This window comes from Pseudomonas sp. AU12215 (assembly GCF_001675465.2).
Classification (GTDB): Bacteria; Pseudomonadota; Gammaproteobacteria; order Pseudomonadales; family Pseudomonadaceae; genus Pseudomonas; species Pseudomonas nitroreducens.
On sequence record NZ_MACM02000007.1, the window covers coordinates 79,938 to 101,384 of the forward strand.

A 21,447-nucleotide genomic window follows, 5' to 3' on the forward strand; every position below is an offset into this window, starting at 1 on the left:
GATGGGCATGAGCGCTCACGAATACCGGCTGATCGCCCGGTCGCGCAGCGTCGAAGAGCTGGTCGGCGACGACCGCGTCGATGTCTCGCTGTACAACGACCCGCAACTGTTCGAAGCGGAGATGGACAAGATCTTCTACCGCACCTGGGTGTGGGTCGCCCACGAAAGCGAAGTGCGCAACGCCGGTGACTTCAAGACCACCAGCGTCGGCCGCCGCCCGGTGATCGTGGTGCGCGACAAGAAGGGCAACATCAACGTCCTGGAAAACCGCTGCCGCCACCGTGGCGCCACCGTCTGCGAGAAGCACAAGGGCAACGCCACCGGCTTCACCTGCCCGTACCACAGCTGGTCCTACGCGCTGGACGGCAAGCTGCGCGCGCTGCCGTATCCGGACGGCTACGAGGACATCCTCGACAAGGCCGAGCTGCCGCTGACCAGCCTGCGCGTGGAAAGCTACGCCGGCATGGTGTTCGCCACCTACAACGACGAGATCGAGCCGCTGGAGGACTTCCTCGGCGGGGCCAAGCACTGGATGGACCTGTTCATGAAGCAGGGCGCCGGCTACCCGATCAAGACCCAGGGCGAACACAAGTTCACCTTCCGCGGTAACTGGAAGATCCAGCTGGAGAACACCACCGACGGCTACCACTTCCCCATCGTGCACAAGTCGTTCATGTCCTCGGTGGATGAAGAGACCGAGGAAATGCTCTCGTTCATGAGCGACGAGCAGGCGGTGACCCACGCCCTGGGCAACGGCCACAGCGTGATGGTGATGGTCCCCGAACACGTCGACCTCGACCACGACGACGGCACCGAGCAGCTGCAGGAGCGCTTCGCCCACGTCACCGCGGAACTGTCGAAAACCATGGAGCCTGCCCAGGTGCGCCGCATCGTCCGCTCGCTGCACGGCGCCGGCTTCAACCTCAACCTGTTCCCCAACGTGGCCATGTCCATGTCGTTCTTCCGCGTGCTGCGGCCGATCTCCGTCACCGAGACCGAGATTCGCCACGTCGCCCTCGGTATGGACGGCGGCCCGGAGATCGCCAACCGCGAGCGCATGCGCATCCACGAGCACTTCCAGGGTCCGTTCGGCTTCGGCAGCCCGGATGACGCCGAGGCCTGGGACCGCGTGCAGCGTGGCTCCTACGCCGGTGTCGATGCGCCGATCCTGGTCAACCGCGGCCTGAACCGCGAAGTGGTCGCCGAGAACGGCGACAAGGTCTCCCACGCCACCGACGAAGGCGGCATGCGCGAGGCGTACCAGATGTGGAAAAGGATGATGAGCCAATGAGCAACGACACCCTGAACGGCTTCTCCGGCCCGCTGGCCAAGGCCATCGAATTCGTCTGGCGCGAAGCCGAACTGCTGGACCGCAAGGACTACGCACAGTGGTCACAGCTGTGGAGCGAGGACGGCATCTACGTGGTGCCGATCGACGCCGAGGGCGATGACTTCGCCGCCAGCCTGAACTACGTCTTCGACGACGCGCGCATGCGTGCCCTGCGCATCGAACGCCTCACCGGCGGCCATTCGCCGTCGGCGGTGGACGCGGCGAAGACCGTGCGCACCGTCTCGCGTTTCACCCTGGTGGAAGCGGCGGGCGATGTGGTCGAGGTGAATTCGGCGCAGGTGCTCTACGCCTACAAGCGTGGCGTGGCGACGCCGTTCATTGCCGACCTGAACCACCGCATTCGCTTCACCGACGGGCAAGCCCGCCTGGAGCGCAAGGTGATCCGCCTGATCAACGCCGAAGACGCGCTCAACGCGCTCGGCTTCCTGCTCTGAGGGCCGCGCCATGCAACGAGTAGCCCTGGTAACCGGCGCCGCACGCGGGCTCGGCGAAGTCATCGCGCGTCGCCTGCACGCCGCCGGCCTGCGCGTGGCGCTGGCCGACCTGAGCGAGGAGGCGGTGCAGCGCCTGGCCGATGAACTCGATTCCGAAGGCCGCACGGCCATCGGGCTGAAGCTGGATGCGCGGGAGAAGGCTGACTTCGAACGCGCCCGCGACGTGCTCACCGAACGCTGGGGCGGCACCGACATCCTGGTGAACAACGCCGGGATGTCCAAGGTTGCCGCGCTGATGGAGATCAGCCCGGAGGACTTCGACGCCTCCATGGCGGTAAACCTGCGCGGCACTTTCGTCGCCTGCCAGGTGTTCGGCACGCACTTCGCGGCACGCGGTTTCGGCCGCATCGTCAACATTGCCTCGCTGGCCGGGCAGAACGGCGGCACCGCCACCGGCGGCCACTACGCTGCAGCCAAGGGCGGCGTGGCGACCCTGACCAAGGTGTTCGCCCGCGAACTTTCGGCGCAGGGCGTGACCGTCAACGCCATCTCGCCGGGGCCGCTGGATTTGCCGGTGGTCTACGAAAGCGTCGCGCCCGAGAGCCTGGAACAGATCCTCAAGACCATCCCCGCCGGCCGCCTGGGCGATCCGACCTTCATCGCCGACAGCGTGCTGTTGCTGTGTGCGGAGAATGCCGGGTCGGTGACGGGCGCCTGCTGGGATATCAATGGTGGGTTGTTCATGCGCTGAGGTTTGGGCTGGGCGGACGGCGGATAATGCTGCGCGTTATGCGCCCTACGCTTGGCCTGAGCTTGAGTGGGGGAGCTGAAGAGCCCCTCTCCCTAACCCTCTCCCGCAAGCGGGAGAGGGAACTGATCGGCAGGGCTGGAAACACCGCGCGCTCCAGGCACTGCGAACCGCTCTCTCCCTGCAAAAGAGGGGACCGTACGGCGCAGGATGGCACTTCCGCATCAGCCGGCACGGACCACTCCCTCTCCCTTCAGGGAGAGGGCGGGGGAGAGGGAACAACCGTCCACTCCCAAATTTTCCGAGTGGGCCCCGGCCCGCTCCATTAACCAACCGAAACACCCGTCCGCTCGTAACAAAGAGGCCGGGAAAGGGGCCACAGAGCCCGCACCCAATGCCTTGCAGGTAACGCCATGATGAAGGTCAGAATCGAAAGGATCGTCGAGGAAGCGCAGGACATCCGTTCCCTGCGTCTCGTACGTTGTGATGGCCAGCCGTTCGACGCCTATGAGCCCGGCGCCCACGTCGACGTCACCGGACCCACCGGGGTGACGCGCCAGTACTCGCTGTGCAGCCCGCCGGACGACTGCACCGCCTACCTGGTGGCGGTGAAGAAGGAGGGCGCGTCCCGTGGCGGCTCCAGTGCCCTGCACGACGTGCAGGAAGGCGCGGAGCTGGACATCGGCGCGCCGCGCAACCTGTTCCGCCTGGCAGCGGAAGCCCGCGAGCACGTGCTGTTTGCTGCGGGCATCGGTGTCACACCGCTGTTGAGCATGGCCTACCGGCTGAACGCCAAGGGCGAGCCTTATCGCCTGCATTACTTCGCCCGGTCCGCCGAGCACGCGGCCTTTGTCGAGCTGCTGGCCAGCGAGGCCTTCGCCGGCAAGGTCGAGCTGCATTACGGCGTCGAACCCGCTGACCTCGACAGCGTGCTGAGCGAGTGCCTTGCGCGTGCGCCGCAGCACGCCCACGTCTACACCTGCGGCCCGGCGCCATTCATGAACAAGGTGGTGGAGATCGCCGCGCGCAGCCGCCCGGAAGATGCCATTCACCTGGAGCACTTCCAGGCCGACCTGGCCGCCAACGCGGCGCCGGCGGGTTCCTTCGAAGTGGAACTGGCCAGCTCCGGCGTGGTGCTCCATGTGCCGGCGGACTCGACGCTGGTGGACGTGCTGCAGGCCCATGGCTGCGACATCGATACCGAGTGCCGCGAAGGCATCTGCGGCACCTGCATCGTCGAAGTGCTGGAGGGCGAGCCGGAGCACCGCGACAACTGCCTGTCGAACAAGGAGAAGGCCTCCAACAAGCAGATCTGCGCTTGCGTCTCGCGGGCGAAGTCGGCGCGGTTGGTGCTGGACCTCTAGTGGGGATCGGCCTTTGTAGGACATGGCTCCTACAACATCAGATCGGCGGGTGATGGCAGCGCTGGCAATTCGTCTGGCAGGCAGCGACACTCGCGCGCCGCCGGCAATTGCTAGCCTGCGGCGATAGTCCCCCGTTCGGAGTCCCCCATGCCTGCGCTGATCGCGCGCCTGGCGCTCGGCTGCCTGCTGCCGGTCGCCATCCTGCTCGGCCTCGGCGCCATGCCGGGGCTCGGCTATGCCTGGGATTTCGCCAACGCTGCCGGGTTGCTCGGCGCCAGCCTGCTGGGGCTGCTGTTCGTCATCGGCGGCCGCCCCCAGCCGCGCCCGCTCTATGAAGGCAAGTTCTTCCTGCGCCTGCACCGCGACCTGGGCTTTGCCGCCATCGCGTTGCTGCTGGTGCACATCGTCGTGTTGCTGGTCGATGAGCCGTTGCTGATCGAGGACCTGCTTCCCTCCGCGCCGGGATACATGTTGGCCGGGCTGGCGTCGGCCATCCTGATGCTGCTGCTGGCGATTTCCAGTCTGAATCGCGTGCGTCCGCGCTGGAGCAGCCATGCGGCGTCGTTCCGTCGCTGGCACTACGGTGGCAGCCTGCTCGCCCTGTTGCTGATGGCCGTGCACGTGCTTGGCGCGGGTTACTACAGCGCAGGAGTCTGGAAGAGCGCGTTGCTGATAGCTCTGATGCTGGTGGCCGCCGCCTGGCCACGCCTGCCCAGACCAGCCAATGGCCTCAGCGGGCGCAAGCGCAACACCGCCCAGCGCGCCACCTGGTTCGCACTGGCAGCCAGCGGGGTGATCCTCGGAGTGTCGGTGCTCTACAGTTTGTTGGCGAATGTGGAGCTGCCGTTGTGAAGCGCACCTGGATCGGTCTTTCCGTCGCCGCCGTCTTGCTGCTGTCATCGGGGGCGTGGTTCGCCCATGAGCACTGGCAGCGAAGTCGCCCGCTGATGCCGCTGGCGTTCCCCCATGAGCCGCACGCTTCGGTGAACTGCATCACCTGCCACCACGACTACAAGGATCAGTCGCCTTCGGTTTCCGGCAACCGCACCTGCATTCTCTGCCACAAGCAGAGCCCGGCGCTGGCCGTGCGAATCGAGGCGGATTTCCATCAGCTCTGCCAGAGCTGCCATCTCGAACGCTTGCAGGCTTTCCACGCCAGCGGGCCGGTGCGCAGCTGCCAGGCGTGCCACCGCAATACTACGGAAATGCCGAACCTGTAGGAGCGAGCTTGCTCGCGAACCCGCCTGACGCCGAAGCTGCTGAAGAGTCTGCTCGCGAGCAAGGACTGGGCATCCCCCTCGGTCCTACAAGAGAAGTTGCAGCACCGATGGAGAAAGCCCGGCGGAGTGCCGGGCTTTTTATCAGCTGCGATAGAGCACCGGCCGCCGCAGGTGCACATAGCTGTACCCCTCGCGCGCCAGGGCGATGCGCTGCGGGTCCAGTTCGGCCACCAGCAATTCCTCGCTGTGCTTGGCCTTGGTCAGCACCTGGCCATCCGGGGCGATGATGCTGCTTAGCCCGCAGTACTCGATTTCGCCCTCGCTGCCGACGTAGTTGGCGTAGGCGAGGAACACCTGGTTCTCGTAGGCGCGGGTCGGCACCAGCACCTGGGCGACGAATTCGTAGGGGTGCATGTTGGCGGTGGGCACCAGCACCAGGTCGGCGCCGGCCAGGGCAAGGGTGCGCACGGCTTCGGGGAATTCCACGTCGAAGCAGATCAGCAGGCCGATCTTCCAGCCGTCCAGCTCGAAGATCGCCGGCGGCTCGTCGGAGGCGCTGAACTGGCTGCGGTCGAGATCGCCGTAGAGGTGGGTCTTGCGGTAGTTGGCGCGGCGTTCGCCCTGGCGGTCGATCAGTTGCACGCTGTTGAAGATGGCGCCGTTGGCGTCACGTTCGGGGTAGCCGTAGAGGATGCCGAGCTTGTGCTCACGGGCGATCTCGGCGATGCGCAGGGCGGACGAGCCGTCGCAGCTTTCCGCCAGCTCCGCGACACGCTTGGCGCCGATGTTGTAGCCGGACAGGAACATCTCCGGCAGGACCAGCAGGTCTGCGCCGTTCTGCACCGCCTGCCGCGCTGCCTGTTCCAGACGCTGCAGGTTGCCGGCGACGTCTTCGGGGCCGGGAGGGCACTGGTAGAGGGCGAGGTACATGAGGGTCTCCTTGAAAAAAAGCACGAGCGGGTCAGGCAGTTTGCACCCGATCCCACTCGTGCGCGAGACGGTTTTCGTCAGCCGGGCTTCAGTCCGGCAGCGCCATCGGGCCCAGCTCGGCGAAGCGATCGCCAGGGCCGGGGTTCTCCGGATGAGTCGCGCCGCCGAAGTGCTTCATGATGCCCCACACGGCGTTCAGCGAGGTCTGCACCGCGCCTTCCACCCAGGCCGGGGTCCAGGACACATCGTCGCCGGCGATGAAGATGCCGCGCTGTTCGGCGGGCATGTCGTCCTGCATGAAGTGCGCGTACATGCGCTGGTTATAGCGGTAGTGGCCCGGCAGCGCGCCCTTGAAGGCGCCGAGGAAGTGCGGGTCGGCCTCCCAGGACACGGTGATCGGATTGCCGATGATGTGCCCGGCGATGTCGACCTTCGGGTAGACCTTCTTCAGCGCGTCCAGGGCCAACTGCACGCGCTTCTCCACCGGGTGCGGGAGCATCTTCATGGCGTCGCTCATCCAGGAGTAGGACAGGCAGATCACCCCGGGTTTGTCGTCGCCGTTGTCGAACAGGTAGGTGCCGCGGGTGAGGCGGTCGGTGAGGGTCATGCTCATCACGTCGCGGCCGGTCTGCGGGTCCTTGTCCTTCCAGAACGGCCGGTCGACCATCACGAAGGTCTTCGAGGACTGCATGTAGCGGGTGCGGTCCAGGGCCATCCACATCTTCTGCGAGAACAGCGCTTCCTCGCACTCGATCTGGGTGGTCAGCAGCCAGGTCTGGCAGGTCGCCAGGACGGCCGCGTAGTGGCGGGTATCGCCCCAGTAGTCGGTGACGGCGAAGGTGCCATCGGTGGCGCGGGCGATCTTCTTCACGCCCGGGCGCGGCGCGCCGTTGTGCAGCGAGGCCAGGGAGGTGCCGGCTGGCCAGTGCGCGCAGTTTTCCGGTACGTGGCTCCAGATGCCGCGCGGCACCTGCTCGACGCCGCCCACCACCAGATGCTGGTGGTCGTCGCAGTTGGTCATCACCACGCGGAAGATTTCCAGCATGGAGTTGGGGAAGTCCGAGTCCCAGCCGCCGGTGCCGAAGCCGACCTGGCCGAAGATTTCGCGGTGCTGGAAGGACAGCCGGGAGAAGGCCTTGGAGCTGGCGACGAAGTCGTAGAAGGTGCGGTCGTCCCACTTGGGCACCAGCTCGTCCCACAGGGCCTTGAGCTTGACCGTGTCGCGCTCGCGGATGGCGTCCTGGATCTCGGAGAAGCGCGCGCCGTCTTCCAGCGCGTCGGCCCAGGCCTGGGCGACTTCGCGGAAGATTTCCGGCAGGTCGTCGATCTTCTCCGCGTAGTGGCTGGTGCCTTCCAGGTCGACCACGGTGCTGCCCGACGCCGGGGTCAGCGGGTTGGGGAAGGGTCTGGTTTCCAGGCCGAGCTTGTCGACGTAGTGGTAGAAGGCGGTGCTGGACACCGGGAAGCGCATGCCGCCCAGCTCGGCGATGATCCCGTCGGCGCCTTCGAAGGTCTCCGAGCGCAGGCGACCGCCCATCTTCGCAGCTTCGTAGACCACGGGCTTCAGGCCCATCTTCATCAGTTCGTAGGCCGCCACCAGCCCGGAGATGCCGGCGCCGACGATGGCCACTTCCTGGCCGTGTTTATCGGCCGGGATGCTGCCCAGGCCGGCGGGGTGCTCGATCCAGTCGTCGAAGGCGAAGGGGAAGTCCGGGCCGAAGATGGTCACCGGTTTCTTGCCGGGGGTCTGCGGATGGCGGTTCTTGTGCATTGGAATCTCCCGGTTATCAGTCTGCCGGTCTGTCTCGACCAGCTTGGCAAGGCATTGCGTGGCCCGCAGGAGCCAGTCGATGAGCGGCGCGCGGGCAAAGAAATGGCGAGCTGGTGGGCTCGCCTTGACGATCACTATTGCAAAGCTTGTCGTTGAAATGAATCCGGCAATCTGCAAGATTGGCGAAAGCTTTCAGGCAGATTGATCAATCCAATGAGCAATATGACGAAAAACGCCGATGCGGCCTTGTTGAACCTGTTGCGCGCCAATGCCCGCGAGTCGATTTCCGAGCTGGCGCGCAAGCTGGGGGTTTCCCGCTCCACGGTGCAGAGCCGTATCGAGCGGTTGGAGCAGCAGGGGATCATCAGCGGCTATTCGATCAAGGTATCGGACAGCTACGCCCAGTCGCTGGTGCGCGCCCACGTGCTGGTGACGGCGCTGCCCAAGCTGTCGCACCAGGTGGTGCAGGCGTTGGAGAAGATCATCGAGGTGAAGACACTGCACTCGGTGAGCGGCAACTTCGACATGATCGTGATCGTCGAGGCGCTGTCGATCCGCGACCTGGACGCCGTGCTGGACCGCATCGGCGCGCTGGATGGGGTGGAGCGGACGATGTCGTCGATCATTCTGTCGACGCGCATCGATCGGTGAGGGGGCTGTTGTCCTTGTAGGAGAACTTCGCCCGCTCCTCGCCGGCGGAGCCAGCGTGGAGCGGGTTCGCGAGCAAGCTCGCTCCTACGAAAAGCACTCCGAAACCGGGATGGAACTGTAGGAGCGAGCTTGCTCGCGAACCGCCCAGCGCCGATGGCCTCTGTAATGGGCCACGCCCGCAATCAGGCCAGGTCTTCTTCCAGCGCCAGCAGCTCTTCCACCCGCTGGCGGCGGCGGATCAGCCTGGCTTCGGTGCCTTCCAGCAGCACTTCGGCGATCAGCGGGCGACTGTTGTAGTTCGACGACATGGACGCGCCGTACGCGCCGGTGTCCTCGATCAGCAGCAGGTCGCCGACCTGGACGCGCGGCAGGGCGCGGGGGATGACCACGCCGCCGTCACCCTGGGTGAACACGTCGCCGGACTCGCACAGCGGGCCGGCCACCACGGTGTCGATCACCTCGCGGCTGGCCACGTCGCCGGCCAGCACGCGGATGCCGTGGTAGCTGCCGTACATGGACGGGCGCATCAGCTCGTTGAAGCCGGCGTCTACCAGTACGAAGTGGTTGCGGCCGGCGTCCTTGGTGGCGCGCACTTCGCTGAGCAGGCAGCCGGACTGGGCGACCAGGTAGCGGCCCGGTTCGATCTCCAGGTGCAGCGAGTGGCCGACCACGGCCTCGGCGGCCTTGCGCGCCTTGTCCCACAGCTGGAAGTAGTGTGCGGTGTCCACTTCCGGGTCGCCGGCGCGGTAGGGGATAGAGAGGCCGCCGCCGGCGGAGATGCCCGACAGGTCGTGGCCGGCGTCCTTCACCTGCTGCACCAGGCCGAGCATGGCTTCGCCGACCTGGGCCAGGTGACCGTAGTCCACGCCCGAGCCGATGTGCATGTGCAGGCCGACCAGGCGCAGGCCGCGTTCGCGGATCACGTCCAGGGCGGCGCGCAGGTCGCTGTGCCAGATACCGTGCTTGGAATGCTCGCCGCCAGTGTTGGTCTTGTTGCTGTGGCCGTGACCGAAACCGGGGTTGATGCGCAGCCACACCGGGTGGCCGGGAGCGACTTCGCCCAGCTGGCGGAGCATGTCGATGGAGCCGGCGTTCACCGGGATGCCGTGCTCGACCACGGTTTCCAGGGTGGTGCGGTCCAGCAGGTCGGCGGTGAAGACGATCTCGGATTCATCCTCGCGGCACGAATAGCCGGCGGCCAGGGCGCGCAGCAGTTCGCCCTGGGAGACAGCGTCGACCTTCACGCCCTGTTCGCGCATCAGGCGCAAGATGTGCAGGTTGGAGCAGGCCTTCTGGGCGAAGCGGATGATGTCGAAGCTCTTCAGACGCTCGATCTGACCGCGGATGGTGGCGGCGTCGTAGATCCACAGCGGGGTGCCGAATTGCAGGGCGAGCTGTTCGGCGCGGGGCAGGGCGAGGAAAGTCATGAAAGGGCTCCGAATATAGATGGCGCTAGTCTACCGGGCCTTTGATTGGCTGAATAATGCCGCTTGTTATTCAATCAATTCATTTTTGATATAGGGTGCAGCCCACACCGGCTTCGCGCAGGCGCTGTACCAGCACGCCCGCTTCTGCCTGGAGTGCCGCGACGAAGCGCTCGCGCAGCGGGGTAGCAGGGCGATACAGCGGCTTCGCCACGCTCACCTGGAACGGCAGCGAGAAGGCCAGCGGCCGCAGCTGGATGCCCTGGCCCTGGAACATCAGCGCGGTGATCGGGTTGACCACGGCCAGGCCCAAACCGGCGCGGACCATGCTGCACACCGAGACGGCGCTGTGGGTTTCCACCTGCATCTGCCGTTGCACGCCGACGCCGAGGAACACGGCGTCGATCAGGTGCCGGTAGCGGTCGCTGGTGGCCAGACTGACGAAGGGCAGGCCGGCGAAATCCGCCGTCTCCAGGCGCTCGCGGGCCAGCAGCGGATGGCCGTCTGGAAGGATGCATACTTCGTCCACCGCCAGCAGCGGCTGCAATTCGGTGCCGCGCGGGGCGGCGTCGTTCTCGATCAGGCCGATATCGTGGTGCTGGGCGCTGAGGGCTTCCTCCAGGTGCGGCGATTCCAGGGCCGCCACTTCCAGGCTGATGGCCGGGTTCTCCCGGCTGAAGCGCTTGCAGGCTTCCGGCAGCAGCGCCTGGGACAGCGCCGGCAGGCAACCGATGGAGAACTTGCCCTCGGCGAACTGCCCCAGGCTGTCGGCGAAGGCGACGATGCGGTCGAGTCCGGTGAAGGAGCGCTCCACCTCCTCGAACAGCATCAACGCCCGCGCCGTCGGCGCCAGCCGCCCGCGCTCGCGCAGGAACAGCTCGAAGCCGACCAGTTGCTCGAGCCGAGCCAGTTCGCGGCTGACGGTGGGCTGGCTGGTATGCAGGAACGTTGCTGCGCGGGTGACGCTGCCGGTGGTCATGACCGCGCGGAAGACTTCGATGTGGCGGAGGGTGATCATGGAACTCGTACTGGCAGTGGAGGAGAGCAGGTTGCCAAGCTGCAACCTTCAAATCAATCCACCGATGGGTATTCGCCTGGTTGTCGCTCTTCGCGTGTGAACCGCCGGAAGGAGCTACAGGCCGGCTCGACAGAAGTTCTTCATAAAGTCTTCATCGGGCTTGGTAATCCGTCTTTTGAGCTCGTGGCTGATCGATTTGATGTAGTTCAGCTCTTCCGGGGACTGGGTCGTGGGAATCGAACGATAGGCTGACTTGGTCAGGAGCTTGAGCTTGGATACGGATGGTGCATCGATGTTTCGCAGATCGACGACGAGGAATGGGGTTCTGTCCATTATCCCGGGGGTGAGCAGGTCAGCGAAGAATTCATAGACCTGTCCATCCGTGAGAATGGAAAGGCTAGCGGCGCAGGCGTTGTGGGCTCGGGAGAGGGCGTTGCGCTGGAATGCACCCATGCGCGTTCCATGCTCGACCTGTTTGACCAAACAATGGATGGACTGATCCAGGACGATAGCGTAGGCGAGCTGTTCAACCCGATTTTCGCCGATCCGGCAGGAGTAGTCGCAGATGATCTCGTCGGGGTTGTCTATGCCGTACTCCAGGATGGAGCGGAGGAAGGCGTGAACCGAGCGAGTGCCTGTCGTGTTGGAGTTTTTGTTGGAGATACTTTCCTGACGGGCCTTGCCCGCGAACGCATCGAGTTTCTCGAAGAACTTCATACCACATCCCTTCGCAGCCGCTATTTCTTCGGCGTTTAATCTTCTTGATGGTGATCCTAGACCAAGCTGGATTATCGGCCGTCGATCTCGATGTGAGGGCGGAGATATTGTTCAATCCGCTTTTTCCTACCGGCGCCTCTCTATATTCGGATGATGTCTGATATCAAAATGATGTTTCGTTTTGTCGGCACGGTGCGGGTAAATGCATCTTTTTCTTTCGCTGAACGTTTGGTTCGAGAAACTCCAGTACGGCTCTTGAAAGTTCCAAGCCTGAGCTGAGGCCAGGATGCAAGCGGTTAGTGGAAGTCCCGACTCCGCACATCCAACCCCTCCAGCAGTCTACTCAAATCCGTCAACCGCCCGGCGATCACATGGCGCACGCCGTCCTTGGCCTCCAGGGTGCCGTCCACCTGCATCAGGCGGGCGCTGAGGAAGGGACGGCGCTGCTGTTCGGCAAGGTCGCGCCAGACGATCACGTTGATCATGCCGAACTCGTCTTCCAGGGTGATGAAGGTGACACCGCTGGCCGTCCCCGGCCGTTGCCGACCGACCACCAGGCCGGCGACGCGCACCGGGCGATCGGCTTCGAGCTTGAGCAGGTCCCGCGAGCTGCGGCAGCGACGGGCCTTGAGGGCGCCGCGCAGCAGGGTCATGGGGTGCGGGCCGAGGGTGGTGCCCAGGGTCGCGTAGTCGGTCAGCAGGTCTTCGCCGCGGCTGGGCAGCGGCAGGCTGACCGGCGCTTCCTCGGTGACCTGGCCGGCGAACAGCGGCAGTTGCGGCTCGACCCCGGCAACCGCCCAGCGCGCCTTGTGCCGGTGGCCGGCGAGGCCGCGCAGGGCGCCGGCGTCGGCCAGCTGTTCACGGGCACGGTGGTCCAGATGGGCACGCAGGCAGAGGTCGGCGACGTCGACGAAGGGACGTAGTTCGCGCGCCTGGGCGATGGTGTTGGCGACATCCTCGCGTAGCCCACGCACCAGACGCAGGCCAAGGCGGATTGCCGGCTGGCGTTCGGCGATGGGTTCCAGGGTGCAGTCCCAGTGGCTGTGGCGTACGTCCACCGGGCGGATATCCAGGCCGTGGCGGCGGGCGTCCTGCAACAGTTGGTCGGGGCTGTAGAAACCCATGGGCCAACTGTTGATGAGGGCGCAGGTGAAGGCCGCCGGTTCGTGGCATTTCAGCCAGCAGCTGGCGTAGGTGAGCAGGGCGAAGCTGGCGGCGTGGGATTCGGGGAAGCCGTAGCTGCCGAAACCCTTGATCTGCTCGAAGATGCGGGCGATGTATTCCTGCTTGTAGCCCTTGGCGGTCATGCGTTCGAACAGTTTCTTGCGGTGCGGCTCAAGCCCGCCGTGGCGTTTCCAGGCGGCCATGGAGCGGCGCAGGTGATCGGCTTCGCCGGGCGTGTACTCGGCGGCGATGATCGCCAGTTGCATTACCTGCTCCTGGAACAGCGGCACGCCGAGGGTGCGCTCGAACACCGGCTTGAGCTCCTCGGAGGGGTAGACGACCGGCTCTTCCTTGTTCCGCCGCCGCAGGTACGGATGCACCATGTCGCCCTGGATCGGGCCGGGGCGGACGATGGCCACTTCGATCACCAGGTCGTAGAAGGTCTCGGGCTTGAGGCGCGGCAGCATGGCCATCTGCGCGCGGGATTCGATCTGGAACACGCCCACGGTGTCGGCGCGGCTGATCATTTCATAGGTCTTTTTGCACTCCTGGGGCAGCGAAGCGAGGGTGTAGCGTTCCCCGCGATAACGCTCGATCAGGTCGAAGCAGCGGCGCAGGGCGCTGAGCATGCCGAGGGCGAGCACATCGACCTTGAGCAGCCCCACCGCGTCGAGGTCGTCCTTGTCCCACTGGATCAGGGTGCGCTCAGGCATGGCGGCGTTTTCCACCGGTACCAGGGTTTCCAGCGGCTGCTGGGAGATCACGAAGCCGCCGGGGTGCTGCGACAGGTGCCGGGGGAAGCCGACCAACTGGCCGGTCAGCGCCAGCACGCGGCGCAGGATCGGATTTTCCGGGTCGAAGCCGGCCTCTCTCAGGCGCTCGGGCGGCGGCGCTTCGCGGCTCCAGGCGCCGCAGCAGTCGGCCAGCGCGCCGACCTGGTCCGGCGGCAATCCCAGCGCCTTGGCCACGTCGCGCACCGCGCCGGCGCCGCGGTAGGTGCTGGCCACGGCGGTGAGCGCCGCGCGCGTGCGGCCGTAGCGGCGGAACACGTACTGGATGACTTCCTCGCGGCGGTCGTGCTCGAAGTCGACGTCGATGTCCGGCGGCTCATTGCGTTCGCGGGAGATGAAGCGTTCGAACAGCAGGTGTACGTGTTCGCGGGTCGGGTCCAGCTCGGTGATGCCAAGGGCGAAGCAGACCACCGAGTTGGCCGCCGAGCCGCGTCCCTGGCAGAGAATGCTCTGGCTGCGGGCAAAGGCGACGATGTCGTAGACCGTGAGGAAGTAGCTGTCGTACTCAAGCTCGGCGATCAGCGCAAGTTCATCCTCGACACGCTGGCGGACGGCGGCATCGGCGCCGTCTTTCCAGCGGCACAGGATGCCTTCCTCGGTCTTCTCCCGCAGCCAGGTGGTGGGCGTGTGACCTTCGGGCACCAGCTCGCGCGGGTACTGATAATCCAGTTGACCGAGATCGAAGGTGCAACGCTCGGCAATCTTCAAAGTCTCCGCCAGCAAATCGTCCGGATAGATCGCCGCCAGCGCCTCCCTCGGCCGCAAATGCCGCTCGCCGTTGGGATAGAGATACTGGCCGGCCTCGTGCACCGGCAGGTGCTGGCGGATGGCGGTCATGCAGTCCTGCAGGGCGCGGCGGCCGCGGATATGCATGTGCACGTCGCCGCAGGCCACGGCGGGGATGGCCAGGCGCGCGGCCTGTTCGCGCAGGCGATGCAGCTTGCCGGCGTCGTCCGGGCCCTTGTGCAGCTCGACGCCCAGCCACAGGCGCTCGGGGAAGCTTTCGCGCAGCCACAGGCCGTCCTGATCCTGGTCGTCTCGCGGCAGCCAGATCGCCAGCAGGTAGTCGAGGTTGCCGTCGAAGTCCGCGCGTACCAGGCGGTAGCTGCCTTTCTCGGCGCGGCGCCGGGCGTGGGTGAGCAGGCGGCAGAGGTTTTCGTAGCCAGCGAGGTTCTCCGCCAGCAGCACCAGTTTCGGGCCCTGCTCGATGTTCAGTTCGCTGCCGGTGATCAGGGGAATCTCGGTTTCCTTCGAGGCCTGCCAGGCGCGGACGATGCCGGCCAGGCTGCATTCGTCGGTGATCGCCAGGGCGCGGTAGCCCAGCTTCTTCGCCCGCTCGAACAGCTCGGCCGCGCTGGAGGCGCCGCGTTGGAAGCTGAAGTTGGACAGGCAGTGCAACTCGGCATAGTCGATGCCTTCGACCGGCGCGCTCATGCGAACCAGCCGTGCAGCAGCAACGGGCCGTCGTCGCCCACCGGGCGGAACACCCAGGCGCGCTGCCCGCTGCGGGTGCGTACCTGGTAGTAGTCGCGGCGGATGTCCTCGCCGTCCCACCAGCCGGACTCGATGCGCTCCGGGCCGGCCAGCAGGGTGGGGGCGAATTCGCGCAGCGGTTGCGGTTCTGCCAGCAGCCAGCCGGGGCGCGGGACCTCGGTAATGGACAGACGCGGTGTGGAGTTGCCCTGCCAGGCGCGCTCCGGGCGGTGTTCGGCGCAGGCGCCGAGGCCGTGCACGGCGTCGTCGCCCAATCGAGCGCGCAGGCGTTCACGCAGCTGTTCCCAGGGTTGGGATTGCTGCGGACGGTCGTCGAACAGCTCGCGGTGTTGCGGCACGAAGGGCGGCAAGTCGTCGGCGATGAGCCGCACGCTGTGTACCGGGGCGCGCAGTTGCAGTTGTTCCAGGCGGCCCCGGCTCAGCTCGAAGAGCATCGCCGCCTCGCGCTCGGCGCTGAGCAGGCCCACCGGCATCTGGGTGTCCGGGCCGTCGTGGTGCTCCAGGTGCAGGACGAAGCGCTGCACGCCGCTGTCGCGCCCGGCGAGGAAGGCGCCCAGGTCGCCGGTCAGGCGGTGCAGCGGGAAGAGCAGGGCCTGGGTGGATTCCACGTCGAAGTTCAGCTCGATGCGCGACTCGAAGCTGTCCGGTGGCCGGTGGAACTCCAGGGCCAGCGGGCGCTGGCCGAGCAGGGTGTCGACCTGGCGCAGTACCTGCGGCGGGAAGCGCCGGGCCAGGCTCTCGCGTGGCAGGGCAAGCAGTTGCTGCAGGCTGCGCAGGCCCATGCGGTTCAGCGAGGTGGCGGCGTTGCGCTCCAGGCCGAGGCGGTCCAGTGGCATCCTGCCCAGGTACTGACGCAGTTGCTCGTTATCGTGGATGGCCAGCCCATCGTGGCCATTGGCGAGGATGCGCGCGGCGGCCGGATTGGGCGCAGCGGTGATGCGGTGGCGAAAACCCAGGGCGTTCAACTCTTCGCGCAGGCGCGCCTCGAAGCGTGGCCAGGGGCCGAACAGTTGCAGGCTGGACTGCACTTCCATCAGCAGCGCACGCGGGTAGTGCTGGCTGACCTGCGAGCTGAAACCATAGGCCCAGGCGGCCAGAAGGTCCTGCCAGCGCTGCACTTCGCGCAGGTCGTACTCGGCGGTTTCGAAATCGCGGCTCAGGGCCTGGGCGGCGGTGAGCGACTGGCCGGGCTTGAGCCCCAGCGCCCGTGCCGCCGGGTTCACCGCTTGCAACACGCGGCGTTGCGCTGGTCCGGTGAGCAGTGCCAGGGCGGCGTCCGGCTCGGGACGGCCACGGAGCGCGCCGTCCATTGCCAGCTGTGGCAGGAGAATGCAGGCCCAGAGCATGACGGCCTCAGTGCCAGGGCAACGGGATGGGCCGCGTCGGCGCCAGGCCGCCACGGCACTTGAGCACGCGCAATTGCGCCGGGTTGGCGTCCAGTGCCAGGCGCAGGGCGGCGGGCGAGGGATTGAACCCTTCACGCTGCGAGCGGTAGGCGATGGCCAGCGTCTGCCCGGTTTCGGCAGCCACCTGCAGGCGACGCAGGGCACGGTCGTCGGCCTGTTGCGGCCAGCACAGCACGGCACCACAACTGCCCGAGCGCAGGCACTGTTCGGCAGCCCAGAGAGCGTCACGGCCAGCGGCGCGGACGATACTCATCTGATCTAGCTCCACGCCAGCCGCCTGCCAGGCGGCCGGGTAGGGGATGTGGGGCGGTGCGACCAGCACGATACGTTCGCCGGCTGCGCTGAGTCGTGCCAGGGTCGGCCAGATCAGTTGCAGTTCGCCGACGCCTTCTGCTGCCAGAAGGATTTCGCTGAGGGCGGCTTCCGGCCAGCCACCGGTGGGCAGGGCCTGATCCAGCGCGGCGTGGCCGGTGGGTTGCTGGCTGGGCGGCAGCCCCTGGGGCTGACCTTTCCAGACCTGCCGCCGGTGGAACAGGGTGTCGAGCGCAACCACGCTGCCCATCATGCACTCTCGACCGGCGAACGGCGACGGTCATGCGCCTGGCAGGAGTGCCAGGGAAGAAGATGGTATGGATAGTGCATGGGATGGCTCGAAAATAACTGTATGGATATACAGTTTATCGAGTGGGGAGATGCCGTCAATGGCGGTTGGTCCGATGGTTGTTCGGACGCGCCGGATCTCTTCGAAGGGCCGGCTCCAGCGTTTCTGCTCGCGTTGGAGCGGAGCTTCTCCGCGGATGGTCGACAGGCGATGTACTGAAGAAGATCTCTGTGGCTGCCATATCCGCCGCGACGGCCTTCGCGGATAAGGACCGTCTAGGGAGAACAGTGCAGGGTCAAAGCAGCAAAAAACCTTGCGGCGTTTTCGAGCGCGGCGGATCGGCAACGAACCTCAGCCGCTCCGGCTTCCACCACCCCGGCAGCAGGCGCCGCACCGCCGGCTGGTTGAAACGGTCATCGAGCAGGTAGATCACCCCCGAATCCGTGGGCGTGCGGATCACCCGTCCGGCCGCCTGGACGACCTTCTGCAGGCCGGGGAACAGGTAGGTGTAGTCGTAGCCGTCGCCGAACATCGCCTGCATGCGTTGCTTGATTTCCTCGTTGACCTCGTTCACCTGCGGCAGGCCCAGCGTGGCGATGAAGGCGCCGATCAGGCGCTCGCCCGGCAGGTCGATGCCCTCGCCGAAGGCGCCGCCGAGCACGGCGAAGCCGATGCCCTGCGAGTGCGTGGTGAAGCGGTCGAGGAAGGCCTGGCGCTCGAGCTCGTTCATGCTGCGCGACTGCACCCAGCGCGGAATATCCGGGTGCTCGGCGGCGAAGCGTTCCAGCGCCTGCTGCAGGTAGGCGTAGCTGCTGAAGAAGGCCAGGTAGTTGCCGGGGCGCGTGCGGAACTGCCGGGCCATCAACGTGCTGATCGGCGACAGGCTGGCCTCGCGGTGCTGGTAGCGGGTGGACAGGTTGCTCAGCGCATGGACTTCCAGTTGCTCGGCGCGGAAGGGCGATTCCACTTCGCGCCAGGTGGTGTCTTCCGGCAGGCCGAGCAGGTCGGCGTAGTAATTGGCCGGGTTCAGCGTGGCGGAGAACAGCGTGGTGCTGTGGGCCGCCTCGAAGCGCGGTTCGAGGAAGGGCGCCGGCACCACGTTGCGCAGGCACAGGGTGGAGAGCGTGCGCTGGCCGCTGCCGTCGTGGCGGGTGATGTCGAACAGCGAGTGCGGTCCGTAGGCTTCGGCCAGCCGGCAGAACAGCATGGCGTCGAGGTAGAAGCGCAGCAGTTCGGCCTCGTTGCCGGTGGGCTGGTCGGTGAGGTGGTCGGTGATGGCGCTGACGGCTTTCTGCAGCGCGGCGATGAACAGGTCCGGCACCGTCGGGTAGATCTGGTAGTCGACCTCCTGGTCGCGGTGCATCTGGTTCCAGTGGCGGCCGACGCGCTCCAGCACGCCTTTCAGCCCGGCCGGGGCGACCTTGCGCAGGGCGTTGAACTCGGACTGGTCCAGCTCGGCGCTGTACATGCCGCGGCCGCGCTCGATGAGGTTGTGCGCCTCGTCCACCAGCAGGGTGACCTTCCACTCGTTGAGCACGGTAAGGCCGTAGAGCAGGGCACTCATGTCGAAATAGTAGTTGTAGTCGCCCACCACCACGTCGGCCCAGCGGCACAGTTCCTGGCTCAGGTAGTAGGGGCAGACCTGGTGCTGCAGCGCCACGTCGCGCAGTGCTTCCTGGGTCAGCCAGCGATGCTTGAGCGCGGCCTCGCGGGCGGCGGGCAGACGGTCGTAGAAACCCTTGGCCAAGGGGCAGGAGTCGCCATGGCAGGATTTGTCCGGGTGCTCGCAGGCCTTGTCGCGGGCGACGTGCTCCAGCACCCGCAGCGGCTGCGCGGCGTCCTGCTGGCGCAGCGTCGCCAGGGCGTCGAGGGCCAGGCGCCGGCCGGGAGTCTTGGCGGTGAGGAAGAACAGCCGGTCCAGCTTCTGCCCGGGGAACGCCTTGAGCTGCGGGAACAGCGTGCCGAGGGTCTTGCCGATGCCCGTGGTGGCCTGGGCCATCAGCGTCTGGCCGTCGCGGGCGGCGCGGTAGACCGATTCGGCGAGCATGCGCTGGCCCTGGCGGAAGTCCGCGTAGGGGAAGCGCAGCGCCTCCAGGCCTTGGTCGCGTTCGATGCGGTGGGCGCTTTCCTGCTCGGCCCATTTCACGAAGCGGCTGCATTGCAGCTCGAAGAAGGTGCGCAGGTCATCGGCGACGAAGCGCTCGCGGAATACCGTTTCCTTCTGGGTGATGACGTTGAAGTAGACGACGGCGAGATCGATGGCGTCGGTCTCCAGCGTCTGGCACAGCAGCCAGCCGTACACCTTCACCTGTGCCCAGTGCAGCAGCCGGTGGTTCTGCGGGATGCGCGCGACGTCGCCGCGGTGGGTCTTGATCTCTTCCAGCAGGTTGGCGTCGGGGTCGTAGCCATCGGCGCGGCCGCTGACCACCAGCCCCGGATACTCCCCGCGCAGCGGCAACTCGGCGATATAGCCAAGGCCCCGGCGCGAGACCACCGTGGCGTGCCCGGCCATGCCTTCCTGAGCGGTGGGCGCGGGGGTGAAACGCAGGTCGAGGTCACCTTCCTTGGCGGTGAATTCGCACAGCGCGCGCACGGCGACGGCGTAGCTCATTGGCTTTCGTCCGCCTCACCCTGCCAGCGCACGTAGCAGACTTCCACTGGCATGCCGTGCTCGGCGCAGAAGGCCAGCCAGCGCTTCTGATTATCCTGCAGGCGGTCGCCGGGGCCTTTCACTTCGATCATCCGGTAGCGCGCCTCGCCGGGCCAGAACTGGATCAGGTCGGGCATGCCGGCGCGGTTGGCCTTCGGGTCGGCCAGCAGGCGCGCGAACCACAGCTTCAGGTGCGCCGCCGGCAGGCAGTGCAGGGCCTGTGTCAGCAGACTCTCGTCGAGCAGCTCCCAGTGCACGAAGGGCGAGAGGATGCCGTGCTTGGCGGCGTAAGTCTCACGGATCGCAGCCAGATAGGCGTCGCTGTCCAGCAGTGCCAGGCGCGCGGCGAAGGCTTCGGCGCGGCGGCTGACGAAATCGCCGCGATACAGATCGCTGGGCCCGGCCTGGAAGGGGTGGAAGAAGGCGCCGGGCAGCGGGGCGAAGATCACGTCCCAGCAGAGCAGGCCGAACAGGCTGCAGACCAGCGCGTTCTCCACGTAGTGCACTGGCGCCTCTTCCTCGTGGAGCACGGATTGCACGGCGAATTCGACGTTGACGTCGGGGCGCGGCAGTTCCAGGTCGATACGCAACGGTGGTACGGGCTTGGCCGCCTTTTCCTTCGGCAGCCCGAGTTGGCGGACCAGTCGCGTCAGCGCGCGCTCCACAAGCTGCAGCTCGCCGTCGCTTTCCGGCGCGGTCAGTGCGGCCTGGGCCAGGGCATGCGCATCCTCGAAGCGCTGCAGGCGTTCCAGCACGCGGATCTGCCGCTGCCGCGAGCCACCTGCGGAAGTTTGCCGATAGAGCGCGAGGGCGGCGTCCAGCTCGCCTTCACGCTCCAGCTGATAGGCCATGCGGTACAACAGGCGGGCGTGGCGGGCTTGCAGGTAGGCGTTGTCGCTGCGGAACTCGCCCAGTTCGACCAGCAGCTCGGCGATGGATTCGCCGGCGTCGAAGCGGACGGCGCCATTCCACAGGTGGATGTAGGCCTCCAGTTCATCGCGGCGGCGGAAGGCGCGGGAATCGGGGGTGAAGGGGACGGTTTCGTAGCGGAAGATGCCGAGGTCGGCGAGGACGAATTCGGACCAGTCCTGCTGCAGGTTGCCGAAGAACAGCAGGCGCAGACGGTCGCAAAGCGGCGTCGCCATGAGGGTATAGAGGCGGTCGAGGTCCGGGTACCAGCTGTCGAATGGCTGCACCTGCTCGTGATAGGCGTGCAGGTACTCGTACAACTCGGCCTTCTTCAGCGAGCCGCGCGGCAGGTCGTCGCGGAAGCGCGCGAGCAGTTCGTCCTTGAGCAGCAACGGCAGCAGTTCGTCCAGTGCCAGCGGGTAGTCGTCGCTCAGCCAGCCCAGCTCCAGCAGCGGCGCGGCGGCCTCGGGGATATCGCCGATCTCGGCATAGCTCAGTTTGCTGGCGCGAAAGTGCGGCCCCTTGCGCATGACCAGGCGTACCAGCAGCGCCCGCGAGGGCAGCGGCAGCGCGCGGAAGTCCGCGATGAACCGGGCTTCCTCGGCGTCGAGCAGGTCGGCGTAGCGCTCGTCGATCCAGTCGAGGGCGCGGTGGAAGTTGGTCAGGTAATAGAGGCTGGGGTCGAGCGGCGCAGACATCGGCGGGCACTGGTTTTACATACAGTGCCAAGGATGGCGTGGTGAAGGCTTGGCCGCAAGGGGTAGTGCGGCCTTTCATCGGGAGGTATGGCATGCGTAGGGCGAA

The 21,447-nt window shown here is 66.4% G+C and carries 18 protein-coding genes; 8 read left to right on the forward strand and 10 right to left on the reverse strand.

The features are described 5' to 3' along the window. Positions 1–7: 7 nt before the first annotated feature. From A9513_RS02250 to A9513_RS02275, 6 genes are all read left to right on the forward strand, one after another. Complete coding sequence (locus A9513_RS02250; protein ID WP_024762262.1) at positions 8–1,291, forward strand: aromatic ring-hydroxylating dioxygenase subunit alpha; 1,284 nt, start codon at positions 8–10, stop codon at positions 1,289–1,291. Then, positions 1,288–1,785, forward strand: a complete 498-nt coding sequence (locus A9513_RS02255) for an aromatic-ring-hydroxylating dioxygenase subunit beta (RefSeq protein ID WP_024762261.1) — start codon at positions 1,288–1,290, stop codon at positions 1,783–1,785. The genes A9513_RS02250 and A9513_RS02255 overlap by 4 nt, the downstream gene beginning before the upstream one ends. Before the next feature lie 10 nt (positions 1,786–1,795). Next, the gene (locus tag A9513_RS02260; protein WP_065083870.1) at positions 1,796–2,536 is read left to right on the forward strand and encodes an SDR family NAD(P)-dependent oxidoreductase; all 741 of its coding nucleotides are present in this window, start codon (positions 1,796–1,798) and stop codon (positions 2,534–2,536) included. Between the two features lie 410 nt (positions 2,537–2,946). Continuing rightward, on the forward strand, positions 2,947–3,897 hold the full coding sequence (locus tag A9513_RS02265; protein ID WP_065083871.1) for a PDR/VanB family oxidoreductase: 951 nt from the start codon (positions 2,947–2,949) through the stop codon (positions 3,895–3,897). A gap of 147 nt (positions 3,898–4,044) precedes the next feature. Beyond that, entirely contained in the window at positions 4,045–4,749 is a 705-nt protein-coding gene (locus tag A9513_RS02270; protein ID WP_065083872.1) for a ferric reductase-like transmembrane domain-containing protein, read from the forward strand. Continuing rightward, a complete protein-coding gene (locus A9513_RS02275; RefSeq protein WP_065083873.1) occupies positions 4,746–5,117 on the forward strand; it encodes a cytochrome c3 family protein in 372 nt (123 codons plus the stop codon). The genes A9513_RS02270 and A9513_RS02275 overlap by 4 nt, the downstream gene beginning before the upstream one ends. A gap of 141 nt (positions 5,118–5,258) precedes the next feature. Here the strand turns inward: A9513_RS02275 and A9513_RS02280 are convergent, their stop codons facing one another. Together A9513_RS02280 and A9513_RS02285 are read right to left on the reverse strand one after the other, a co-directional pair. Beyond that, entirely contained in the window at positions 5,259–6,047 is a 789-nt protein-coding gene (locus A9513_RS02280) for a carbon-nitrogen hydrolase family protein (protein WP_065083874.1), read from the reverse strand. An 88-nt stretch (positions 6,048–6,135) separates the two neighbouring features. Then, the gene (locus tag A9513_RS02285; RefSeq protein WP_065083875.1) at positions 6,136–7,818 is read right to left on the reverse strand and encodes an NAD(P)/FAD-dependent oxidoreductase; all 1,683 of its coding nucleotides are present in this window, start codon (positions 7,816–7,818) and stop codon (positions 6,136–6,138) included. Positions 7,819–7,897: 79 nt separating this feature from the next. Between A9513_RS02285 and A9513_RS36370 the strand changes: the two genes are divergently transcribed. Continuing rightward, a complete protein-coding gene (locus A9513_RS36370) occupies positions 7,898–8,023 on the forward strand; it encodes a hypothetical protein (RefSeq protein WP_255302811.1) in 126 nt (41 codons plus the stop codon). Between the two features lie 17 nt (positions 8,024–8,040). Beyond that, positions 8,041–8,469 carry an Lrp/AsnC family transcriptional regulator gene (locus A9513_RS02290; protein ID WP_037006486.1) on the forward strand — a complete coding sequence of 143 codons (429 nt, stop codon included), beginning with the start codon at positions 8,041–8,043 and terminating at the stop codon, positions 8,467–8,469. 182 nt (positions 8,470–8,651) lie between these two features. On the opposite strand, the gene lysA is transcribed toward A9513_RS02290, so the two are convergent. From lysA to A9513_RS02335, 8 genes are all read right to left on the reverse strand, one after another. After that, positions 8,652–9,896: a diaminopimelate decarboxylase gene (lysA, locus tag A9513_RS02295; protein WP_024762253.1), complete on the reverse strand. Its 1,245-nt coding sequence runs from the start codon at positions 9,894–9,896 to the stop codon at positions 8,652–8,654. 79 nt (positions 9,897–9,975) lie between these two features. Then, entirely contained in the window at positions 9,976–10,911 is a 936-nt protein-coding gene (locus tag A9513_RS02300; protein ID WP_024762252.1) for a LysR family transcriptional regulator, read from the reverse strand. 114 nt (positions 10,912–11,025) lie between these two features. Continuing rightward, a complete protein-coding gene (locus A9513_RS02305) occupies positions 11,026–11,628 on the reverse strand; it encodes a hypothetical protein (protein ID WP_065083876.1) in 603 nt (200 codons plus the stop codon). A gap of 296 nt (positions 11,629–11,924) precedes the next feature. Beyond that, positions 11,925–15,017 carry an error-prone DNA polymerase gene (locus A9513_RS02310; RefSeq protein WP_065083877.1) on the reverse strand — a complete coding sequence of 1,031 codons (3,093 nt, stop codon included), beginning with the start codon at positions 15,015–15,017 and terminating at the stop codon, positions 11,925–11,927. Beyond that, positions 15,014–16,423, reverse strand: coding sequence for a DNA polymerase Y family protein (locus A9513_RS02315; protein WP_024762729.1), 1,410 nt, complete (start codon positions 16,421–16,423; stop codon positions 15,014–15,016). Before A9513_RS02315 ends, A9513_RS02310 begins: the two co-directional genes overlap by 4 nt. 7 nt (positions 16,424–16,430) lie before the next feature. Then, the gene (gene imuA, locus A9513_RS02320) at positions 16,431–17,045 is read right to left on the reverse strand and encodes a translesion DNA synthesis-associated protein ImuA (RefSeq protein WP_024762730.1); all 615 of its coding nucleotides are present in this window, start codon (positions 17,043–17,045) and stop codon (positions 16,431–16,433) included. A 334-nt stretch (positions 17,046–17,379) separates the two neighbouring features. Beyond that, a complete protein-coding gene (locus tag A9513_RS02330; RefSeq protein ID WP_065083878.1) occupies positions 17,380–19,695 on the reverse strand; it encodes an ATP-dependent DNA helicase in 2,316 nt (771 codons plus the stop codon). Beyond that, the gene (locus tag A9513_RS02335; RefSeq protein WP_065083879.1) at positions 19,692–21,341 is read right to left on the reverse strand and encodes a VRR-NUC domain-containing protein; all 1,650 of its coding nucleotides are present in this window, start codon (positions 21,339–21,341) and stop codon (positions 19,692–19,694) included. The genes A9513_RS02330 and A9513_RS02335 overlap by 4 nt, the downstream gene beginning before the upstream one ends. Positions 21,342–21,447 lie beyond the last annotated feature (106 nt).

Excerpts from the sequence above, each read along its gene's own strand:
- imuA (WP_024762730.1), bottom strand. The coding sequence starts at position 17,045 with ATGGGCAGCGTGGTTGCGCTCGACACCCTGTTCCACCGGCGGCAGGTC.
- A9513_RS02255 (WP_024762261.1), top strand. The coding sequence starts at position 1,288 with ATGAGCAACGACACCCTGAACGGCTTCTCCGGCCCGCTGGCCAAGGCC.
- A9513_RS02300 (WP_024762252.1), bottom strand. The coding sequence starts at position 10,911 with ATGATCACCCTCCGCCACATCGAAGTCTTCCGCGCGGTCATGACCACC.
- A9513_RS36370 (WP_255302811.1), top strand. The coding sequence starts at position 7,898 with ATGAGCGGCGCGCGGGCAAAGAAATGGCGAGCTGGTGGGCTCGCCTTG.
- A9513_RS02330 (WP_065083878.1), bottom strand. The coding sequence starts at position 19,695 with ATGAGCTACGCCGTCGCCGTGCGCGCGCTGTGCGAATTCACCGCCAAG.
- lysA (WP_024762253.1), bottom strand. The coding sequence starts at position 9,896 with ATGACTTTCCTCGCCCTGCCCCGCGCCGAACAGCTCGCCCTGCAATTC.
- A9513_RS02315 (WP_024762729.1), bottom strand. The coding sequence starts at position 16,423 with ATGCTCTGGGCCTGCATTCTCCTGCCACAGCTGGCAATGGACGGCGCG.
- A9513_RS02335 (WP_065083879.1), bottom strand. The coding sequence starts at position 21,341 with ATGTCTGCGCCGCTCGACCCCAGCCTCTATTACCTGACCAACTTCCAC.
- A9513_RS02290 (WP_037006486.1), top strand. The coding sequence starts at position 8,041 with ATGACGAAAAACGCCGATGCGGCCTTGTTGAACCTGTTGCGCGCCAAT.
- A9513_RS02260 (WP_065083870.1), top strand. The coding sequence starts at position 1,796 with ATGCAACGAGTAGCCCTGGTAACCGGCGCCGCACGCGGGCTCGGCGAA.
- A9513_RS02280 (WP_065083874.1), bottom strand. The coding sequence starts at position 6,047 with ATGTACCTCGCCCTCTACCAGTGCCCTCCCGGCCCCGAAGACGTCGCC.
- A9513_RS02310 (WP_065083877.1), bottom strand. The coding sequence starts at position 15,017 with ATGAGCGCGCCGGTCGAAGGCATCGACTATGCCGAGTTGCACTGCCTG.
- A9513_RS02305 (WP_065083876.1), bottom strand. The coding sequence starts at position 11,628 with ATGAAGTTCTTCGAGAAACTCGATGCGTTCGCGGGCAAGGCCCGTCAG.
- A9513_RS02250 (WP_024762262.1), top strand. The coding sequence starts at position 8 with ATGAGCGCTCACGAATACCGGCTGATCGCCCGGTCGCGCAGCGTCGAA.
- A9513_RS02265 (WP_065083871.1), top strand. The coding sequence starts at position 2,947 with ATGATGAAGGTCAGAATCGAAAGGATCGTCGAGGAAGCGCAGGACATC.
- A9513_RS02285 (WP_065083875.1), bottom strand. The coding sequence starts at position 7,818 with ATGCACAAGAACCGCCATCCGCAGACCCCCGGCAAGAAACCGGTGACC.
- A9513_RS02270 (WP_065083872.1), top strand. The coding sequence starts at position 4,045 with ATGCCTGCGCTGATCGCGCGCCTGGCGCTCGGCTGCCTGCTGCCGGTC.